Below are 18,139 nucleotides of genomic sequence, written 5' to 3'. Positions count from 1 at the left end.
TTTCTCAATGAGCGGTATCCGCCGCCAGCGGCGGCTGGAAGCGGCGCAGGCGCAGCGCGTTGCCGAGCACGAACACGCTGGACAGCGCCATCGCTCCGGCCGCGAAGATCGGCGACAGCAGCACACCGTATGCGGGGTATAGGACGCCAGCGGCCACCGGGATCAGGGCCGTGTTGTAGCCAAACGCCCAGAACAGGTTCTGGCGGATGTTGCCGATGGTGGCCTTGGACAGCGCGATGGCGTTGGGCACACCCTGCAGGTTGCCGGACATCAGCACCACGTCGGCCGACTCCACCGCCACGTCGGTGCCGGTGCCGATCGCCAGGCCCACGTCGGCCTCGGCCAGCGCCGGCGCATCGTTGATGCCGTCACCCACGTAGGCGATCTGGCCGTGGGTGGCCTTTAAGCGGCGCACGGCTTCGACCTTGCCCTCGGGCAGCACTTCGGCCACCACCTCGTCGATGCCCAGTTGCTTGGCGATGGCCTGCGCGGTACGCGCGTTGTCGCCAGTGATCATCGCCACCTTCAGGCCGAGCTGGTGCAGCGCGGCAATGGCCGCGGGCGTGCTGGACTTGATCGGATCGGCCACCGCGATGATGGCGGCCAGTCGGCCGTCGATCGCGGCGTACAGCGGCGACTTGCCCTCATTGCCCAGGCGCTCGGCCGTGCGAGCGAAGCCGCTCACGTCCAACCCCAGCTCACGCATGAAGCGATCGGCACCGACCTCGACACGCGCGCCGTCCACGGTGGCGCGCACGCCCATGCCCGTGACCGAATCGAAGTCTGTCATCGTCGGCAGCGCGATGCCACCTTCCACGGCCGACTCGACGATGGCGCGTGCGATCGGATGCTCCGAGCGCGATTCGACAGAGGCGACCTTCGCCAGCACCTGGTTGCGGTCAAAGCCGTCGGCAATCTCCAGGTCGGTCAGGACCGGGCGGCCCTCGGTCAGCGTGCCGGTCTTGTCCACGGCCACCACCTTGGCGTCCTTGAGCAGTTGCAGGGCTTCACCCTTGCGGAACAGTACGCCCATCTCGGCGCCCCGGCCCGTGCCGACCATGATGGAGGTCGGCGTCGCCAGACCCATGGCGCACGGGCAGGCAATGATCAGCACCGCCACGGCATTGACCAGCGCGAAGGACAGCGCGGGCGACGGGCCGAACACCAGCCAGACCAGGAAGGTCAGCACGGCGGCCAGCATGACGGCGGGCACGAACCACAGTGTCACCTTGTCCACCACGGCCTGGATCGGCAGCTTGGAACCTTGCGCCTGCTCGACCATGCGGATGATCTGCGCCAGCATGGTCTGACCGCCCACGGCGGTGGCACGCAGCGTCAGCGCACCCTTCTGGTTGACGGTGCCGCCGACCACGGTGCTGCCTTCCGCCTTTTCGACGGGAATCGGCTCGCCGGTGATCATCGACTCGTCCACGAAGCTGCGGCCCTCGGTCACTTCACCATCGACCGGCACGCGCTCGCCGGGGCGCACTTCCACGATGTCGCCCTGCGCCACGTCGTTGATCGGGATGTCCACGATGCGGCCGTCGCGCAGCACGTGCGCCTCCTTGGCCTGCAGGCCGACCAGGCGCTTGATGGCCTCGGAGGTGCGGCCCTTGGCCCGTGCCTCAAGAAAGCGGCCCAGCAGGATCAGCGCCACGATGACGGCGGCCGCCTCGTAGTACACGTTCACCGTGCCGGCCGGCAGCAGACTGGGCGCGAATGTGGCGACCATCGAATAGCCGAAGGCTGCGGCCGTGCCGACCGCGACCAGCGAGTTCATGTCGGGACCCAGGCGGAACAGCGCCGGGAAGCCCTTCTCGTAGAAGCGCCAGCCCGGAATGGCGAGCACCAGCAGGGTCAGCACGAACTGCAGATACCAACTCTGCTGGATGCCGATGGTGGAAGCCACCCACTCATGCATGCCGGGAATCATGTGCGAGCCCATTTCGAGCACGAACACAGGCAGCGCCAGCACGGCGGCCAGGGTCAGGTCGCGCTTGAGTTCGGCGCGCTCGGCGTCCTTCTTCTCGGCGGCTTCCTCGTCGGCCTGCGCGCCGGTATCCACCGGGTTGGCCTCGTAGCCGACCTTCTCGATGGCCGCGATCAGGTCCGCCACGGCGGCCACGCCGCGCACGGTGGCACGCTCGGTCGCGAGGTTGACCGTGGCCTCGGTGACGCCGGGCACGGCCTTGAGTGCCTTCTCGACGCGGCCCACGCAGGAGGCGCAGGTCATGCCCTCGACCGCCAGTTCGACGGTGCCAGCCGGCACGTCGTAGCCGACCTTCTCGACCGCCTGGATCAACGCGATGCGATCGACAGGACTGGCCAGGCGGATGTCCGCCCGCTCGGTGGCGAGATTGACGGACACGCTGTCCACGCCCGGCACCTTGGCCAGGGCGGCCTCGACTCGGCCGACGCAGCTCGCGCAGGTCATGCCCTCGATGGGTAGGCTGATCGCTGCTGCGGTGGCACGAGCATCACTCGTTATTGGCATGCTCATGGTTGTTTCCCATAGTTGATATTCGACATGGGGGAGCTTAGGGTTTACCATCGTGGGAAGGTCAAGCGCTTTTTTCGGGTACTGTCAGGTTTCAGAAATGGCCCGGCGCACGGGGGAAACGAGGGGCCTTGGTCGCCAGGCTCGCCCTGGTCCCGGGCTGTGCGCGCGCTCAAGCGGTCGCAGCCTCGTTGATCCTGAAGGGCACGAACAGCCGTTCGAGGGTAGGAATTTTTGAGAGATGACTCCACGCAAACCAGCCAGTGCCCCACCGAAGGGCCCAAGCACCGATCTGGCCTCCCTGTCACAGAATGACGTGACCATCCTGGCCGAGACTTTCCGGCTCCTGGGCGATCCGTCGCGGCTCAAGGTCATGCTGTGCTGCATGAAGGGGTCCACGTCGGTAAGCGACATCGCGGAAGCCGTCGAACTCTCGCAGTCGTTGGTCAGCCATCACCTTCGACTGTTGCGTGGAGCCCGTCTGGTCAAGGGCGCGCGCCAGTCCAAGCAGATCTTCTATGAGGTAGCGGACAAGCACGTGAGCCAGGTGCTGCTGGACATGGCCATCCACATCGTTGAGGACAACAGCGACGACTAGCCTTGGTGCGAAACAGCCCTTACCGCGTCCCGTGAGGCCTATCCTTTCGGCCAGATCCGGTGCAAGTCATCCACGACCAGCACGTGATGGTGCCCGCCTTGGTTCGCGTGCTGACGCAAGTGGGGGTGATCCGCCGACAGGTTCGGATGGTCATGGGCCAAGTCCGACGGGTCGCTGGCCGGCCACAGCCGAAGCGCCAGCGCCACGCCAGCTAGGCCGATCAAGGACATGACGACGAACGTCGATTGCAGCCCCATGGCCGCGCCGAAGCGTCCGGCCAGCGGGTAGCAGATGAGCCAGCAGGCGTGCGACAGCGCGAAGTGGGCCGCGAAGATCGCTGGACGGTCCTCGGCGTGGGCCGAGCGGCGCAGAAGACGGCCGGATGGCGTCTGCGCCACGCTGTAGCCAAAGCCGATCACCAGCCACAGCGGCAGCAACAGCGCATAGCTCGGCAGCAGTGCGCCGATCGCCGTGCCCACGACGAGGACAGCGGCGCCGGTGAGCATCGCGGGTCGGTCGGCTACTTTCTCCAGTAGGGACGGCAAGACGAAGGCGGCCACCATCGAGCCGCCTCCGAACGCCGCCAGTGCCCACGCCACCTCGACTTCGCCCAGGCCGAAACGCGCCTTCACGAGCACCACCGTGTTCACGATCACCATCGCGCCGGCCGCCGAGACGGCCAGGCTGATCGCCAGCAGGCCCCGCAGGCGAGGCGTGGCGAGGTAGATGCGCGTGCCGCGCGTCGTTCGCTCCCAGATGCCGCGGCGCGGGCCGGGGACGGACGTGGGCAACCGCACGCTGACCACGAGAGCGGCTGAAACGAGGAAACCGAGCACCGTTCCCGCGAACAGGTTGTGAAAGCTGATGACGGTCAGCAGCGCGGCGGCCAGCATCGGGGAAATCAGGCTTTCCAGGTCGTAGGCCAGCCGGGACAGCGACAGCGCCTTCGTGTAGTCCTCTTCGTCGGGAAGGATGTCCGGGATGGTGGCCTGGAAGGTCGGCGTGAAGCCGGCGGATGCCGCCTGCAGAACGAAGATCAGCAGGTAGATCTGCCAGACCTCGGTGACGAAGGGCAGGCACAGCGCGACGGCCGCTCGCACGAGGTCCAGCGCCACGAGCAGCGAGCGCCGCGGGAGCCGGTCGGCGAAGGCCTGCGCGACCGGCGCGACCCCCGCGTAGGCCAGCATCTTGATGGCCAGCGCCGTCCCGAGCACCGCGCCTGCATCCGCGCCGGCCAGCTCGTAGGCCAGCAGGCCGAGCGCCACCGTCATCAGGCCGGTGCCGACGAGCGCGATCACCTGGGCGGTGAACAGGTGGCGGTAGGTGCGGTTATTCAGGACGGAGAGCATCGGACGGCCTCAGAGCAGTTTGGTCAGCGCCTTCATTTCGGTCAGAACGGAGTCCTCGTCATGGGACAGGCAGTGGTCGATGTGGTCGTGGATCAGGACGCGCTTGGCCGCCGTCACCGCGCTTTCCACCGCCGCGAGCTGGCGGGCGATGTCGAGGCAGGTTTCTCCCCCTTCGATCATCCCGATGACGTGCCGCAGATGCCCCTCGGCGCGCTTGAGCCGCTTCACCAGGTCGGGATGGGTGGTGTGCTTATGCATGTCTTCCATGCTGAAATCATATCCCCCCAGGGGGGATACTGCCACTGGATGTTAGATCAACGGCTGCTTGCCAGGCGGGGGGAATGGTCGCCGAGCCAGGCTAAGGCAATTGCCCGGAGCGGCATCCCGGCCGTGGTGAGACGCGAACACAAATGTGTACAACAATTCACATGAAAACATGTTCATGTGTTATATTTTGAGCCACAGTCAAAGACCCAGTTTCCCGAGGCCCCATGTCCCAATCCCACGCACATGACCATGGTCACGATCACGACCATGATCATGACCACACCCCGACCGTGACCAGCGCCAACGAGCGCAAGGTCCTGCTGTCCTTTTTCCTGATCTTCGGCTTCATGGTCGTGGAGGCCGTCGGAGGCGTGCTGTCGGGCTCGCTGGCCTTGCTGGCCGACGCGGGCCACATGCTGACCGACGCCGCGGCGCTCGCACTGGCCTACGCAGCATTCCGGTTCGGCCGCCGCGCGGCCGACAGCAAGCGCACCTTCGGCTACCTGCGCTTCGAGGTCATCGCCGGTTTCCTGAACGCCGTGACCCTGTTCGCGATCGTCGCTTGGATCGCCTACGAGGCGTGGGAGCGGCTGCAGGCGCCGCCCGTGATCCTGGCCGGCCCGATGATGATCGTCGCCGTGCTCGGCCTGCTGGTGAACGTGCTCGTGCTGTGGATCATGACCCGCGGAGAGACCGATCACGTCAACGTGAAGGGGGCCATCCTGCACGTGATGGGCGACCTGCTCGGCTCGGTCGGCGCCATCGTCGCTGCGATCGTCATCTACCTCACGGGCTGGACGCCGATCGATCCCATCCTGTCGGTCCTGGTCGCGGCGCTGATCCTGCGCAGCGCATGGAAGCTGCTCGCCAAGTCGATCCACATCCTGCTGGAAGGCGCGCCGGAGGATGCTTCGCCGGAGAAGGTGGAGCAAGGCCTGATGGGCGCCGTGCCGGGCCTGGCGGCCGTCAGCCACGTTCACGTGTGGCAGCTCACCTCCGGGCGCACGATGGCCACGCTGCACGTTCGCCCCAACGTGGACGAGGAAGCACGCGCCGTGGTCAAGCGCGTCGAAGCGGTGCTTCGAGAGCAATTCAGCATCGAACACGCCACGGTCGGGATCGACTGGAACTCGGGCACCGACGAGAACGTCTGCAGCTTGCAGCCCACGTCGGAGCGTCAGGACCACAGCGGCCACGATCACAGCGGTCATGACCACAGCGGGCACGACCACAGCGGCCATGATCATGGCAATCACAAGCATGGCGGCGGGCACAGCCACGGCCATGACCACGACCATTCCGCTCCTGGTCACAGGCATTGAGGCCGCGCGAGCCGGCTCGCACTCCACTTGAGGATTTGCATCCATGACGTCCCGCAAAACCACCAGCGCCGACACCGCGCAATGCTCGACCACCAGCCACGACGCGGCGACCGATGCCCTCGCAATGTCGCAAAGTGACGTCGCTGTTCTGGCCGAGACCTTCCGCCTGCTGGGCGACCAATCGCGATTGAAGATCCTGCTGCAGTGCATGCATGGCTCGGTCGCCGTGGGGGACATCGCCGAAGCGCTCGACCTGTCGCAGTCTCTGGTCAGCCATCACCTGCGGCTGCTGCGCGGTGCGCGCCTCGTGCGCGGCGAACGCCAAGCCAAGCACATCTTCTACAGCATCGCGGACCAGCACGTCAGCCAGGTGCTGCAGGACATGGCGGTCCACATTTCCGAGGACAAAGCCGACGACTGACCAGGCCCAAGCACCCAGGCGAATGGCAGGTTGCGAGGCGCCGGTACCCACGCCGCCGGTTAGCCTCAAGGACGTCCTCGATGCGGCCTGGGCGCAACACCCTGAATCGCGGGCCCTGCCTGGGCGCCGGGATGCCGCGCAGGCACAGCAATGGGCGGCGGCAGCTTGGACGCCTGAGCCTCCCGCGCTCGCAATCACCCACAAGACCGACCGGTTCAACCGCACAACGGCACTCGTGAGCTGGATGTCGGAGTGGCCACAGCGACGACGCGGGGTTTTCCCACCACCTTGTCCATGCAGCCTGCCCGCTAGGGCAACCCAAAGGGCTTGACCTTGCCTTCGTTGTAACGCCTAGCCTCCACACAAATTTCTGCAGAGCGCTTCGGAAGGGCCGGAGTCCTGCATCCAAGAAAGGGGCACTTCCATGCGTAAAAAAATCAGAATCGTTGTGGTGGCAGGCGTCATCGCAGCCGTCGGGGGCATAGCGATTGCCGCCCGCGACGCCAAGGACGAGGGCAAGGCCGCGGCGCCCCCGGCGGGCGCGCCGATGGCGCCGCAGGTGCCCGTGGCCGAGGTCATCACCCGCACGGTCGCGCCATCGGCCGAGTACACCGGCTTCCTGGCCGCGCCCAAGACCGTCGAGCTGCGCTCGCGGGTCGGCGGCGCCGTCGATGCTGTGAGCGTCCCCGAGGGCAGCCTGGTGCGCAAGGGACAACTGCTGTTCCAGATCGACCCCCGACCGTTCCAGGTCACGCTCGACACGGCTGCGGCGCAACTGCAACAGGCCGAGGTGCTGGCCAGTCAGGCCCAGGCCGACTTCGACCGCGCCGAGCGCCTGGTGGCGACCGGCGCTGTCGCGCGCAAGACCTACGACGATGCCGTCTCCGCGCGCAGTGCGCGCCAGGCCCAGGTGCAAGCGGCCAAGGCCGCCGTCGCTGCGGCGCGGCTGGATCTGTCCTACGCCCGCGTCACGGCGCCCATCGCCGGGCGCGTTGACCGCGTGCTCGTGACCGAGGGCAACCTGGTCAGCGGCGGTGTCGCCGGCGCGGCCACGCTGCTGACCACGATCGTGTCCATCGACCCGCTGCACGTGTACTTCGACATCGACGAAGCCACGTACCTCAACGTCGTGAGCCGCTCGCGGCCCGCTGCGGGCGCCGGCGGCAAGGCCTCGCTGCCCGTGCAGGTCGGGCTGACCACGGACAAGGGTTTCCCGCACAGGGGCGCGCTCGACTTCGTGGGCAACACCATTGACCGAAGCACCGGCACGATCCGCGCGCGCGCCGTTGTGCCCAACCCGGATGGGCGCATGGCACCCGGCATGTTCGCCCGGGCCAAGCTGTCCACCGGCGCGGCGCGCGAGGCCGTCCTGATCGACGATCAGGCCGTGGGCACCGACCAAGGGCGCAACTACGTGCTGGTCGTGGGCGAGAACAACCAGGCCCAGTACCGGCCCATCGAACTGGGGCCGGTGGTGGACGGGCTGCGCGTCATCAACGGCAGCCTGCAGGCCGGTGAGAAGATCATCATCAAGGGCCTCGTGCGCCCCGGCATGGCGGTCACGCCGCGCATGGTGCCCATGCAGCCGCCCGCGGCACCGGCCGCCGGCGCGGACCCCGCCAAGGCTGACGGCGCGGCCGGCTCGGCGGAGGCCCGCAAATGAATTTCCCCCGCTTCTTCATCAACCGGCCCATCTTCGCCATCGTCCTGTCGGTGCTGATGCTGATCGCGGGCGCGATCAGCTACTTCCAGCTGCCGCTGAGCGAATACCCGCAGGTCACGCCTCCCACGGTGCAGGTCACCGCTAGCTATCCCGGTGCCAACCCGCAAGTGATCGCCGATACCGTGGCATCACCGCTGGAGCAGGCGATCAACGGCGTAGAAGGCATGATGTACATGCAGTCTCAGATGTCCACCGACGGGAAAATGGTGCTCACCGTCTCCTTCGAGCAGCATATCAACGCCGACATTGCGCAGATCCAGGTGCAAAACCGGGTCTCGCGGGCGTTGCCGCGCCTACCGCCTGAAGTTCAGCGCATCGGTGTTGTCACCGAGAAAACGTCGCCGGACGTTCTCATGGTGGTGCATTTGCTTTCGCCTGGAGGTCGATATGATCCGCTGTACGTCTCCAACTACGCCACACTTCATGTGAAGGATGAGCTGGCTCGTACGCCAGGCGTCGGCGATGTCCTAGTCTGGGGCGCCGGGGAGTATTCGATGCGGGTCTGGCTCGAACCCGCCAAGGTCGCTGCTCGTGGGCTGATCGCGAGCGACGTGGTTGCCGCCATCCGCGAGCAGAACATACAGGTTGCCGCTGGTTCGGTTGGTCAGCAGCCGGATGCCTCGGCGGCGTTCCAGGTCACGGTCAACACTCTGGGCCGACTGTCGAGCGAGGAGCAATTCGGCGAGATCGTCGTGAAGACGGGCGCCGACGGCCAGGTAACTCGCCTGCGGGATGTCGCCCGCATCTCGATGGGGGCCGATTCCTACTCTTTGCGCAGCCTGCTCAATGGCGAGCCGGCGGTGGGGATACAGATCATCCAGAGCCCGGGCGCGAACGCGCTGGATGTGTCTAGCGCGGTGCGCGCGGCAATGGACCGACTTCAAGCTAAGTTCCCCGACGGCATTGAGTATAGGATCGCCTACGACCCCACGGTCTTCGTGCGCGCCTCGCTCCAGTCCGTCGCCGTCACGCTGCTGGAGGCCATCTTCCTGGTGGTGATCGTGGTGGTGCTGTTCCTGCAATCCTGGCGCGCGTCGATCATCCCGCTGATCGCCGTGCCGGTCTCGCTGGTCGGCACGTTCGCGGTGATGCACATGTTCGGTTTCTCGCTGAACACACTGTCGCTGTTCGGACTGGTGCTGTCCATCGGCATCGTGGTGGATGACGCCATCGTGGTGGTGGAGAACGTGGAGCGCCACATAGCGCTGGGCGAATCACCCAAGGACGCGGCGCGCAAGGCGATGGATGAAGTGACTGGCCCGATCCTGGCCATCACCTCGGTGCTGGCAGCGGTCTTCATCCCCTCGGCGTTCCTGTCGGGGCTGCAGGGCGAGTTCTATCGCCAGTTCGCGCTAACCATCGCGTTCTCGACCATCCTGTCGGCGATCAACTCGCTTACGCTGTCGCCAGCGCTGGCCGCCATCCTGCTCAAGCCGCACCACGGCGCGGCCAAGCCCGATCGCGTCACGCGCATCATCGACGGCGTGTTCGGCGGCTTCTTCCGCCGCTTCAACCGCTTCTTCGACCGCGCCTCGAATTCCTACGTCGGGGGCGTGCGCCGCGCGGTGCGCGGCAGCGCCATCGTGCTGCTGCTCTACGTCGGCTTCCTGGGCCTGACCTGGCTGGGCTTCCACAAGGTGCCTGCGGGCTTCGTGCCCGCCCAGGACAAGTACTACCTCGTGGGCATCGCCCAGCTTCCGACCGGCGCCTCGCTGGATCGCACCGAGGCGGTCGTCAAGGAGATGACCAAGATCGCACTGGCTGAGCCGGGCGTCGAGAGCGTGGTGGCCTTCCCGGGCCTGTCGGTCAATGGACCGGTGAACCAGCCGAACACCGCGCTGATGTTCGCCATGCTCAAGCCCTTCGATGAGCGCAAGGACCCGTCGCTGTCGGCCTTCGCCATCCAGGGCAAGCTCATGGGCAAGTTCAGCCAGATCCCGGACGGCTTCGTCGGCATCTTCCCGCCGCCGCCGGTGCCGGGCCTGGGTTCTATGGGCGGCTTTAAGCTGCAGATCGAGGACCGGGCGGGCCTGGGTCCCGAGGCGCTTGCACAAGCACAGGGCCAGATCATGGGCAAGGCCATGCAGGCGCCCGAGCTGGCGAACATGCTCGCCAGCTTCCAGACCAATGCGCCGCAGTTGCAGGTGGACATCGACCGGGTGAAGGCCAAGTCGCAGGGCGTGTCGCTGACCGAGGTGTTCGACACCCTGCAGGTCAACCTTGGCTCGCTCTACGTCAACGACTTCAACCGCTTCGGTCGCACCTACCGGGTAATGGCCCAAGCCGATGCGCAGTTCCGCATGCAGGCTGAGGACATAGGCATGCTCAAGGTGCGCAATGCAGCGGGCGACATGATCCCGCTGAGCGCGTTCGCGACCATCGAGCGCAGTTCCGGCCCCGACCGGGTGATGCATTACAACGGCTTCCCCTCGGCGGACATCAGCGGCGGGCCAGCGCCGGGCTACTCATCCGGCCAGGCCACCGCCGCGATTGAGAAGATCGTGAGCGAATCGCTGCCTGACGGTATGACCTACGAATGGACGGACCTGACTTTCCAGGAAAAGCGAGTTGGCAATACTGCTATCTATATCTTCGCGCTGGCGGTGCTGCTCGCCTTCCTGTTCCTGGCGGCCCAGTACAACAGTTGGTCGCTGCCGTTCGCTGTGCTGCTGATTGCACCCATGGCGCTGCTCTCGGCGATCGCCGGCGTCTGGCTCTCTGGGGGGGACAACAACATCTTCACGCAGATCGGTTTCGTGGTGCTGATCGGCCTGGCCGCCAAGAACGCGATCCTGATCGTGGAGTTCGCCCGCGCGAAGGAAAGCGAAGGGGCCGATCCGCTGGCAGCCGTGCTCGAAGCCGCGCGCTTGCGGCTGCGCCCGATCCTGATGACGTCGTTCGCCTTCATCGCTGGCGTGGTGCCGCTGGTGCTGGCCAGCGGTGCGGGCGCCGAGATGCGCCACGCCATGGGCATCGCGGTGTTCGCCGGCATGCTGGGCGTGACGGTATTCGGCCTGGTGCTGACGCCGGTGTTCTACGTCGTGGTGCGCAAGCTGGCGCTGCGCCGCGAAGCGCGCCATGCCCGTGTCGGCATGACCGACCAGCACGCATGACGGCCAGGAGGACATACGACATGAAAACATCTTTCGCATTCACACGACCCGCCAGGACGCTGGCGCCGCTCGCCCTCGCGGCGGCGTTGACTGGCTGCTCCATGGCACCGAAGTATGACCGGCCCGCAGCGCCGATCGACACGGCTTATCCCTTGGGCGCGGCCTATGTGGAACCGGCGGCCGCGACGCCCGACGACGCGATCACGGCCGAGATCGGCTGGCGGGACTTCTTCCGCGACCCGCTGCTGCAGCAGTTGATCGGCATTTCACTGGAGAACAACCGCGACATGCGCAAGGCCGCGCTCAACGTGGAGGCGGCTCAGGCGCTGTACCGTATCCAGCGTGCCGAGATGCTGCCGAACCTGGGCGTTTCCGCCCGCGGCGCGTCAGAGCGCGTACCGGCCGACCTCAGCACCACGGGGCAAAGCGACGTGCTCCGGCGCTACGACGTGGCCGGGGTGACGGCCGCCTGGGAACTGGACCTGTGGGGCCGCATCCGCAGCCTCAGCGACCGGGCGCTGGCGTCCTACCTGGCCCTCGACGAGACCCGCATCGCCACGCAGATGAGCCTGGTGTCCGAGGTGGCCAGCGCCTACCTCACGCTGCGTGCCGACCAGGAACTGCTGCGCCTGACGAGCGACACCCTCGCCACGCAGAAGCGCTCCTACGGGCTGACCACCCAACTGGTGGAAGCGGGCAACTCCACGCAGCTCGACCTGCGCCGCGCAGAGATCGCGTTGCGCACCGCCGAGGCCAACCATGCCGCCTACACACGGCAGGCGGCCAAGGACCGCAACGCGCTGGTGCTGCTGTTGGGCCAGCCGCTGACGCCGGAGCTGTCCCGGCAGCTTGACGAGGCCATGGCGCTGCCGGACGACATCGTGCCGACCGGCCTGCCGAGCGGCCTGCCGTCCGAACTGCTCGCGCGCCGGCCGGACATCCGCGCCGCCGAGCAGATGCTGATCGGCGCCAACGCCAACATCGGCGCGGCGCGGGCCGCGTTCTTCCCGACGATCAGCCTTACGGGCTCGGCGGGCACGGCCAGCGCTTCGCTGGACGGCCTGTTCGATTCGGGCTCGCGGGCCTGGAGCTTCCTGCCGCAGATCACGCTGCCCATCTTCCGCGGCGGCGCGCTGCGCGCCAACCTGGACGTGGCGCACGTACAGAAGCGCATCGAGATCGCCAACTACGAGAAGTCCATCCAGGCGGCCTTCGCCGAGGTGGCCGACGGCCTGGCGGGCAAGCGCACGCTCGATGAGCAGATCCGCGCGGAGCAGCTCCTGGTGGCGGCCAGCCAGAAGGCCTACGAGCTGGCCGAGCAGCGCTTCCAGGAGGGCGTGGACGACAACCTCACTGTACTCGACGCGCAGCGCACGCATTACGGCACGCAGCAGACCCTGGTGCGCACGCGCCTGACGCGGCTGAACAACCTCATCCATCTGTACAAGGCGCTGGGCGGCGGCTGGACTGAGCACACGGTGCAATCGGGCGCCACGGCGCAGCAGTCCGCCCGGTCGCCGGGATGAGGGCCGGCGCGCAGCGGTGGCGTCCCCCATCGCTGCGCGCGGAGAGCTGGATGAGGATTGGTGAACTCGCGCGCTTGACCGGCACGCCCCCTGAGAACATCAGGTTCTACGAACGGGAGGGCCTGCTGCCCGCTCCCGAGCGGTCCCGCAACAACTACCGGCGCTATGGCCCGGCCCATGTCGAGCGGCTTTACCTGATTCGCAACTACCGCGCGTCGGGCATCGGCCTGGATGACATGCGCAACTTGCTGGGCTGGACGCATCGCGAGTCCCCGGAACCCGAGCTGCTGACGCAGGCTGTCCGGGACCATCTCGCCTATGTCGAGGAACGCATGGCGCAACTGACCCGGGTGAAAGAGCACCTGCTCGCATTGGAACGGCAGGCTGTTCCTTCTGCCGCTCGGGAGATTTGCGAGGAGCGACCAGGTTGCGGCGGTTCATGAGCATCGCATGGCCGAATCATGGTCGGATAACTGAACATATATTCATGCGTGTAATATTTCCGGCCAGACAAACGAACAAGAAAGACCGCCCATGACCGACCAGAGCATCACGCGCCGAAACATCGGCGTTCTCACCGCCGCGCAGGCGCTCGGTGGCGCCAGCGCGCCCATCGTGATGTCGCTGGGCGGGCTGGTCGGCCAGCAGCTTGCCAAGGACTCGGCCTGGATCACCTTGCCCGTGAGCCTGTTCGGCCTGGGTCTTGCCATCGGCACCTTGCCTGCGGCGTTCATCATGCGGCGCCATGGCCGCCGCAACGGATACGTGGTCGGGGTCGGCTTCGGCGTGGCCTCGGGCCTGATCGCCGCGCTGGGCATCATGCTGGCCTCGTTCTGGATCTTCTGCGCCGGCACCTTCCTGGCGGGCTTCTACGGCGCGTATGTGCAGAGCTACCGCTTCGCAGCCGCCGACACCGCCGAGGACGCGCTCAAGGCCAAGGCGATTTCCTGGGTAATGGTGGGGGGTCTCGCGGGTGCCATCATCGGGCCGCAGTTGGTGATCTTCACGCGCGACGCGGTAGCGGGCACGCCCTACGTCGGCAGCTTCCTCAGCCAGGCGCTGCTGCCGCTGATCGCCCTGCCGATCTTGCTGATGCTGCGCACGCCGCGCCAGACCCCGGCCGAAGCCGCCGCCGACAGCGGCCGCACGGTGCTGCAGCTCCTGGCGATGCCGCGCTACGCGCTGGCCGTGGCCGCGGGCGTGGTGTCCTATGGGGTGATGGCGTTCGTGATGACCGCCGCGCCGGTGGCGATGGTCAACCACGGGCATTCGGTGGACAACGCCGCCCTGGGCATCCAGTGGCACCTGCTGGCGATGTTCGGGCCGAGCTTCTTCACTGGGCGGCTGATGGTGCGCTACGGCAAGGAGCGCGTGACCGCCGTGGGCATGGTGCTGCTCGCCGCCTCCGGGGTGGTGGCCCTGGGCGGGCTCGGCCTGTCCCACTTCTGGGGCTCGCTGGCGCTGCTGGGCATCGGCTGGAACTTCAGCTTCATCGGCGCGACGGCGGTGGTCACCGATTGCCACACCCCGGCCGAGCGCAGCAAGGCGCAGGGCATGAACGATTTCTTCGTCTTCGCCGCCACGGCGGCCGTGTCGTTCCTCGCGGGATCGATCCTGCACAGCTCGGGCTGGCAGGCGGTCAACTGGATGATCTTCCCGGCCCTGGCGCTGATCTTGGTGCCGCTGCTGTGGCAGACCGCGCGAAAGCCGGTGCGGCTAGGTCCGGGCTGATCGGGCCGATGCGGGAGGTGTTCCATCTAGCGGTCGCCTCAGGCGCTACATCACCTGCTTCCACCGCTGCAGCTTCGACAGCGCGTTGTCGTAGGCGGCGGAAGTGAAGGACTGGATCTTGCGCCGAGGGTCTTCATCGGCATCAACGGCGAAATGAGGGGCTTGACCTTCCAACAATGGGAAGCCCTACAGTGACTCCATCAATCTCATTCAAGGAGTTTTTCATGAGAGTCAACAAGTTCAGCCTGTTGTTCATTGCGGGCGCCGTCGTGGTCGCCATCGGCCTGATGGCCGTTCAGAAGAAGGTGGTCCCGTCGGGTGAAGTGATGCAGGCCAATGCGAGCGGAGATCACCAAGGGCACGCGATGCCCTCCAGCGCCTCGGCCAATGACAGCCCTTCCACGACCGCGTATCGCGCCGTGAACGACCAGATGCACGCGGGGATGGGAGCGCAGTTCACTGGCAACGCCGACGTCGATTTCATGCGCGGCATGATCCCGCACCACCAGGGCGCGATCGACATGGCCAAGGTGGCGTTGCAGTACGGCAAGGACCCGGAGGTCCGCAAGTTGGCTGAGGAGGTTATCTCTGCGCAGGAAGGCGAGATCGCCATGATGAATAAGTGGCTTGGAGAACGCGGCCAACAGGCGGCGACCGGCAGCTCGGGCGACGCCTCGACGACCGCCTACCGTGCCGGCAATGACCGCATGCACGCCGACATGATGATTGACTTCAGCGGCGATGCCGATGTGGACTTTATGCGCGGCATGATCCCGCATCACCAGGGCGCGATCGACATGGCCAAGGTGGCGTTGCAGTACGGCAAGGACCCGGAGGTCCGCGAGTTGGCTCAGGAGGTTATCTCTGCGCAGGAAGGAGAGATCGCCATGATGAAGAGCTGGCTTGCCGCTCGGGGAAAGTGAAGGCACGACCATGAACCAAGCCAGCACCCCGCGCATCATCATCTATAGCACTCCAGCCTGCCCGGACTGTCGGGTGCTGAAGGAGTGGCTGTCCCAGCAGAGCATCGTGTTTGAAGAACGCGACCTGACCGACCCGAAGATTTCTGCGGAAGCCAAGTCACGAACCGGCGTGCGCGTGGCTCCGATCACGCTCATCGGTAATGAGGTCTTCTATGGCACCTTTGCGAGCCAGAAGCCGGGGCTGATGAAGGCGCTCGGCCGTTCGACAAGTAGATGAAGGGTCTCAAGAAATACTTGGCCCGCGCTGCCGTCCAAGCTCCCAAGATACGCCGCCACCGCGCACCACGGCGGCGATATGCTGCCCCAGCCGCTGCTCGATCACCGGCCGCCACGGCACCAAGCTGAATCCCATGCCGTCGTCCAGCATCGCGTAGCGCCCGCTGGCGAGCATGACGCTGCGCCGGTAGATGCCAGCCACGCGCTGCCCGTCGGCCACCGGGCGATGCTCCAGGCCGGTTTCAGCGGCAATGCCCTTCGCGGCCTGTGCCAGTTCCCGGTTGCGCAGTGTGCCCAGCAGGTTGCGCGCCAGGATCACGCGCTGCCCGCGCCGCTCGGCCAGCCCCTGTTCGGCCAGGAAGTCGGCGCGCTGTTGCATGGCCTGTTTGGCCTCGCCACCAAAGCCCAGGTCGCCCAGGCCCGAGCCGCCGCCGATCAACTGCTGGTCGAGCCACGTGGCCCCGATCACGCGGGCCTGCCGCTCGATGGGCAAGTGCGATTTCAGCTCCACGGCCACGCCGCCCAGGCGCTGCGCGTCGTACTGGCGGCCACGCTCGGCCAGGTCGTCCGGCACCTTCCATAGCCCTTCGGCAACGCGCTCCACAATGCCGGCCCGACGCAGGGCCTCCAGCCGGCGGATGTGGGCGGCGACGACTTCTTGCGGGTCGCGTCCGGCCTTGGCCCGGCCCTGCCCGATCGCCAGGTGATGGTCAGTGCGGTACAGGCCATCGCTCGCCAGCGCGGCGATGTTCTTGTCGGCTGCGCGCACGTCGGCCGAGCCTTTCACCTCCACCACGGCGCCGCTCGGGTAGTTCGCCAGCTCGTCGCGGGCGTTGAGCGCGACGTAATGGGCCTTGCCGTCCACCCCGTCGATGACCAGATAGCCCCGGTCGCGCAGCTCGTCGGCCAGCCCCTTCGCGGCCACACGGCCGAGGATGGTTCGGCCATCGTCCCCCGGCTCGAACACGGCCAGCTCGCGCGGCTCGCCGCGCATGGCCCGCTGCACGGTGCGGATGATGTCGCCGCGCTCGCCCAGCGCGCGCAATGTCTTTTCCGCATCGGCATGGATGGCCCAGGTGCCGGGCTGCGTCTCGTCGGCCAGGCCCAGGCGCTGCAAGTGTTGCAGGCGGCCGATTAGCATCAGGCGTTGGCGCTGCAAGCGGGGGGCGTTGAACCTTTCGACGCGCACCAGGCCATCGCCGCCGGCCTCGCCTATCTCACGCTTGAGGGTGCGATCCAGGCTCGTCCACCGCTCTTGCTCCACCTCACGCTGCAAGGTCTGCTGGATCTCCAGTTCGGTGCGCGGCCCCAGCCATTCGGTCGCCAGCTCGGCGGCGCGATAGCGGAAGCCATCGGCGATGTAGTCGCCCGCGATGATGAGGTCTTTGCCGGTGTCGTCGCGCCCGCGCACGACGATGTGCGTGTGCGGGTTGTCGGTGTTCCAGTGGTTCACGGCCACCCAATCGAGGCCCGTACCCAGGTCGGCCTCCATGCGGCCCATGAGGTGCCGCGTGTAGGTGCGCAGGTCTTCCAGCTCCGCGCCATCCTCGGGCGAGAGGATGAAGCGGAAATGGTGCCGGTCGTCGGCGCAGCGTTCCTTGAAGGCGTCGAGATCGGCCACGTCTGTCTGCGGCCCGTAGGCTTGGCCCGGCTCGCCGTCGCGGCCCACGCCGTCGCGCTCGATGTAGCGCAGGTGCTTGGCGAGCGACTGCGGGCTGGCCCGCTGGTGGTTCACCAGCAGCGTCTTGATGGTCGCGCGCCGCGACATAGGCGTCAGCTTCGCCCCGGCGAAGCGTGCTGCCGTGTGGCCGCGCCCCAGGCGCGAGCCGGGCCGCTGGCCGGTGCCACTCGCCGATGCCGGACGGCGCACCGTGGACTTGCCGCTGCTGGCTTTGCCCGCCTGTTTGAGCACCTTGGAAACGAAGCTCTGCCCCTGGCCCTTGCCCCGGTTCTTCGGGGCGCTGGGGCGCACGCGGAAATCGTCGTCGCGGCGGTCGGTCATGGCTGCGCTCCCTGCAAGCTCTGGCGTGTCCTGTCGTGCGAAGCACGCGGACATGCCTGCATTGGCGCGACCTTCGCGCCGAACGCGGCACGGCGGCAAAGCCGCTCCGTGCCGCGCCACCCCCATGTGCAGACTGGCTTTCGACGCGGCCCGGTGCCGCGTCCTTTTGTCTTGCCTTCCGCCTTTGCCCCTCGCTCCCGCTCCGGGCATCGGCGGCCCGGTGGCTCTGCTGCACCCGCAGCCAGCCCACCGGCGAACGCGCAGATGGACAAGCCTGGGGCCGCAGGCCAAGCGCGTTCGAGGCAAGACGCCTGCACATCGGACGGCTGCGCCGGAGACAGCGCGAAGTGCGATGCGAATGCATCCGCACTGCACGCGCGACGACACGGTA

Annotated in this window: 14 protein-coding genes; 10 read left to right on the top strand and 4 right to left on the bottom strand. The window is 67.0% G+C overall.

The window, feature by feature from the left end:
• Nucleotides 1-4: 4 nt before the first annotated feature.
• Entirely contained in the window at nucleotides 5-2,500 is a 2,496-nt protein-coding gene (locus BGP85_RS19140; RefSeq protein ID WP_008786742.1) for a heavy metal translocating P-type ATPase, read from the bottom strand.
• A gap of 238 nt (nucleotides 2,501-2,738) precedes the next feature.
• Between BGP85_RS19140 and BGP85_RS19135 the strand changes: the two genes are divergently transcribed.
• The gene (locus BGP85_RS19135) at nucleotides 2,739-3,095 is read left to right on the top strand and encodes an ArsR/SmtB family transcription factor (protein ID WP_008786741.1); all 357 of its coding nucleotides are present in this window, start codon (nucleotides 2,739-2,741) and stop codon (nucleotides 3,093-3,095) included.
• A gap of 38 nt (nucleotides 3,096-3,133) precedes the next feature.
• Here BGP85_RS19135 and BGP85_RS19130 read toward each other — a convergent pair whose 3' ends face one another.
• Nucleotides 3,134-4,444 (bottom strand): MFS transporter, encoded by a 1,311-nt coding sequence (locus BGP85_RS19130; RefSeq protein WP_008786740.1) that lies wholly within the window; start codon nucleotides 4,442-4,444, stop codon nucleotides 3,134-3,136.
• A 9-nt stretch (nucleotides 4,445-4,453) separates the two neighbouring features.
• Entirely contained in the window at nucleotides 4,454-4,711 is a 258-nt protein-coding gene (locus tag BGP85_RS19125; protein WP_019396551.1) for a metal-sensing transcriptional repressor, read from the bottom strand.
• A gap of 224 nt (nucleotides 4,712-4,935) precedes the next feature.
• On the opposite strand from BGP85_RS19125, the gene BGP85_RS19120 reads away from it, so the two are divergent.
• The 9 genes from BGP85_RS19120 to BGP85_RS19080 all read left to right on the top strand — a co-directional run bounded on the left by BGP85_RS19120 (nucleotide 4,936) and on the right by BGP85_RS19080 (nucleotide 15,747).
• The gene (locus tag BGP85_RS19120) at nucleotides 4,936-6,033 is read left to right on the top strand and encodes a cation diffusion facilitator family transporter (protein WP_008786738.1); all 1,098 of its coding nucleotides are present in this window, start codon (nucleotides 4,936-4,938) and stop codon (nucleotides 6,031-6,033) included.
• Nucleotides 6,034-6,076: 43 nt separating this feature from the next.
• Nucleotides 6,077-6,454, top strand: coding sequence for an ArsR/SmtB family transcription factor (locus BGP85_RS19115; RefSeq protein ID WP_008786737.1), 378 nt, complete (start codon nucleotides 6,077-6,079; stop codon nucleotides 6,452-6,454).
• A 424-nt stretch (nucleotides 6,455-6,878) separates the two neighbouring features.
• Nucleotides 6,879-8,117: an efflux RND transporter periplasmic adaptor subunit gene (locus BGP85_RS19110; RefSeq protein WP_008786736.1), complete on the top strand. Its 1,239-nt coding sequence runs from the start codon at nucleotides 6,879-6,881 to the stop codon at nucleotides 8,115-8,117.
• Entirely contained in the window at nucleotides 8,114-11,290 is a 3,177-nt protein-coding gene (locus tag BGP85_RS19105) for an efflux RND transporter permease subunit (RefSeq protein ID WP_008786735.1), read from the top strand. The genes BGP85_RS19110 and BGP85_RS19105 overlap by 4 nt, the downstream gene beginning before the upstream one ends.
• 20 nt (nucleotides 11,291-11,310) lie before the next feature.
• Complete coding sequence (locus BGP85_RS19100; RefSeq protein WP_008786734.1) at nucleotides 11,311-12,816, top strand: efflux transporter outer membrane subunit; 1,506 nt, start codon at nucleotides 11,311-11,313, stop codon at nucleotides 12,814-12,816.
• A gap of 50 nt (nucleotides 12,817-12,866) precedes the next feature.
• Nucleotides 12,867-13,259, top strand: a complete 393-nt coding sequence (locus tag BGP85_RS19095; protein WP_019396549.1) for a MerR family transcriptional regulator — start codon at nucleotides 12,867-12,869, stop codon at nucleotides 13,257-13,259.
• A 91-nt stretch (nucleotides 13,260-13,350) separates the two neighbouring features.
• Nucleotides 13,351-14,547, top strand: a complete 1,197-nt coding sequence (locus tag BGP85_RS19090; RefSeq protein ID WP_008786732.1) for an MFS transporter — start codon at nucleotides 13,351-13,353, stop codon at nucleotides 14,545-14,547.
• A 224-nt stretch (nucleotides 14,548-14,771) separates the two neighbouring features.
• Nucleotides 14,772-15,470: a CopM family metallochaperone gene (gene copM / locus BGP85_RS19085; protein ID WP_008786731.1), complete on the top strand. Its 699-nt coding sequence runs from the start codon at nucleotides 14,772-14,774 to the stop codon at nucleotides 15,468-15,470.
• Nucleotides 15,471-15,480: 10 nt separating this feature from the next.
• A complete protein-coding gene (locus BGP85_RS19080) occupies nucleotides 15,481-15,747 on the top strand; it encodes a glutaredoxin family protein (protein ID WP_008786730.1) in 267 nt (88 codons plus the stop codon).
• Nucleotides 15,748-15,753: 6 nt separating this feature from the next.
• Here BGP85_RS19080 and BGP85_RS19075 read toward each other — a convergent pair whose 3' ends face one another.
• Nucleotides 15,754-17,748, bottom strand: coding sequence for a relaxase/mobilization nuclease domain-containing protein (locus BGP85_RS19075; protein ID WP_019396546.1), 1,995 nt, complete (start codon nucleotides 17,746-17,748; stop codon nucleotides 15,754-15,756).
• Nucleotides 17,749-18,139: the final 391 nt, after the last annotated feature.

Origin of the sequence: Pseudomonas putida (assembly GCF_002906855.1) — a bacterium.
GTDB lineage: Bacteria > Pseudomonadota > Gammaproteobacteria > Pseudomonadales > Pseudomonadaceae > Aquipseudomonas > Aquipseudomonas putida_N.
This window is presented reverse-complemented; position numbering and strand designations above follow the sequence as displayed.

Excerpts from the sequence above, each read along its gene's own strand:
- BGP85_RS19080 (WP_008786730.1), top strand. The coding sequence starts at position 15,481 with ATGAACCAAGCCAGCACCCCGCGCATCATCATCTATAGCACTCCAGCC.
- BGP85_RS19135 (WP_008786741.1), top strand. The coding sequence starts at position 2,739 with ATGACTCCACGCAAACCAGCCAGTGCCCCACCGAAGGGCCCAAGCACC.
- BGP85_RS19105 (WP_008786735.1), top strand. The coding sequence starts at position 8,114 with ATGAATTTCCCCCGCTTCTTCATCAACCGGCCCATCTTCGCCATCGTC.
- BGP85_RS19115 (WP_008786737.1), top strand. The coding sequence starts at position 6,077 with ATGACGTCCCGCAAAACCACCAGCGCCGACACCGCGCAATGCTCGACC.
- BGP85_RS19125 (WP_019396551.1), bottom strand. The coding sequence starts at position 4,711 with ATGGAAGACATGCATAAGCACACCACCCATCCCGACCTGGTGAAGCGG.
- BGP85_RS19095 (WP_019396549.1), top strand. The coding sequence starts at position 12,867 with ATGAGGATTGGTGAACTCGCGCGCTTGACCGGCACGCCCCCTGAGAAC.
- BGP85_RS19140 (WP_008786742.1), bottom strand. The coding sequence starts at position 2,500 with ATGAGCATGCCAATAACGAGTGATGCTCGTGCCACCGCAGCAGCGATC.
- BGP85_RS19090 (WP_008786732.1), top strand. The coding sequence starts at position 13,351 with ATGACCGACCAGAGCATCACGCGCCGAAACATCGGCGTTCTCACCGCC.
- BGP85_RS19075 (WP_019396546.1), bottom strand. The coding sequence starts at position 17,748 with ATGACCGACCGCCGCGACGACGATTTCCGCGTGCGCCCCAGCGCCCCG.
- copM (WP_008786731.1), top strand. The coding sequence starts at position 14,772 with ATGAGAGTCAACAAGTTCAGCCTGTTGTTCATTGCGGGCGCCGTCGTG.
- BGP85_RS19120 (WP_008786738.1), top strand. The coding sequence starts at position 4,936 with ATGTCCCAATCCCACGCACATGACCATGGTCACGATCACGACCATGAT.
- BGP85_RS19130 (WP_008786740.1), bottom strand. The coding sequence starts at position 4,444 with ATGCTCTCCGTCCTGAATAACCGCACCTACCGCCACCTGTTCACCGCC.
- BGP85_RS19110 (WP_008786736.1), top strand. The coding sequence starts at position 6,879 with ATGCGTAAAAAAATCAGAATCGTTGTGGTGGCAGGCGTCATCGCAGCC.
- BGP85_RS19100 (WP_008786734.1), top strand. The coding sequence starts at position 11,311 with ATGAAAACATCTTTCGCATTCACACGACCCGCCAGGACGCTGGCGCCG.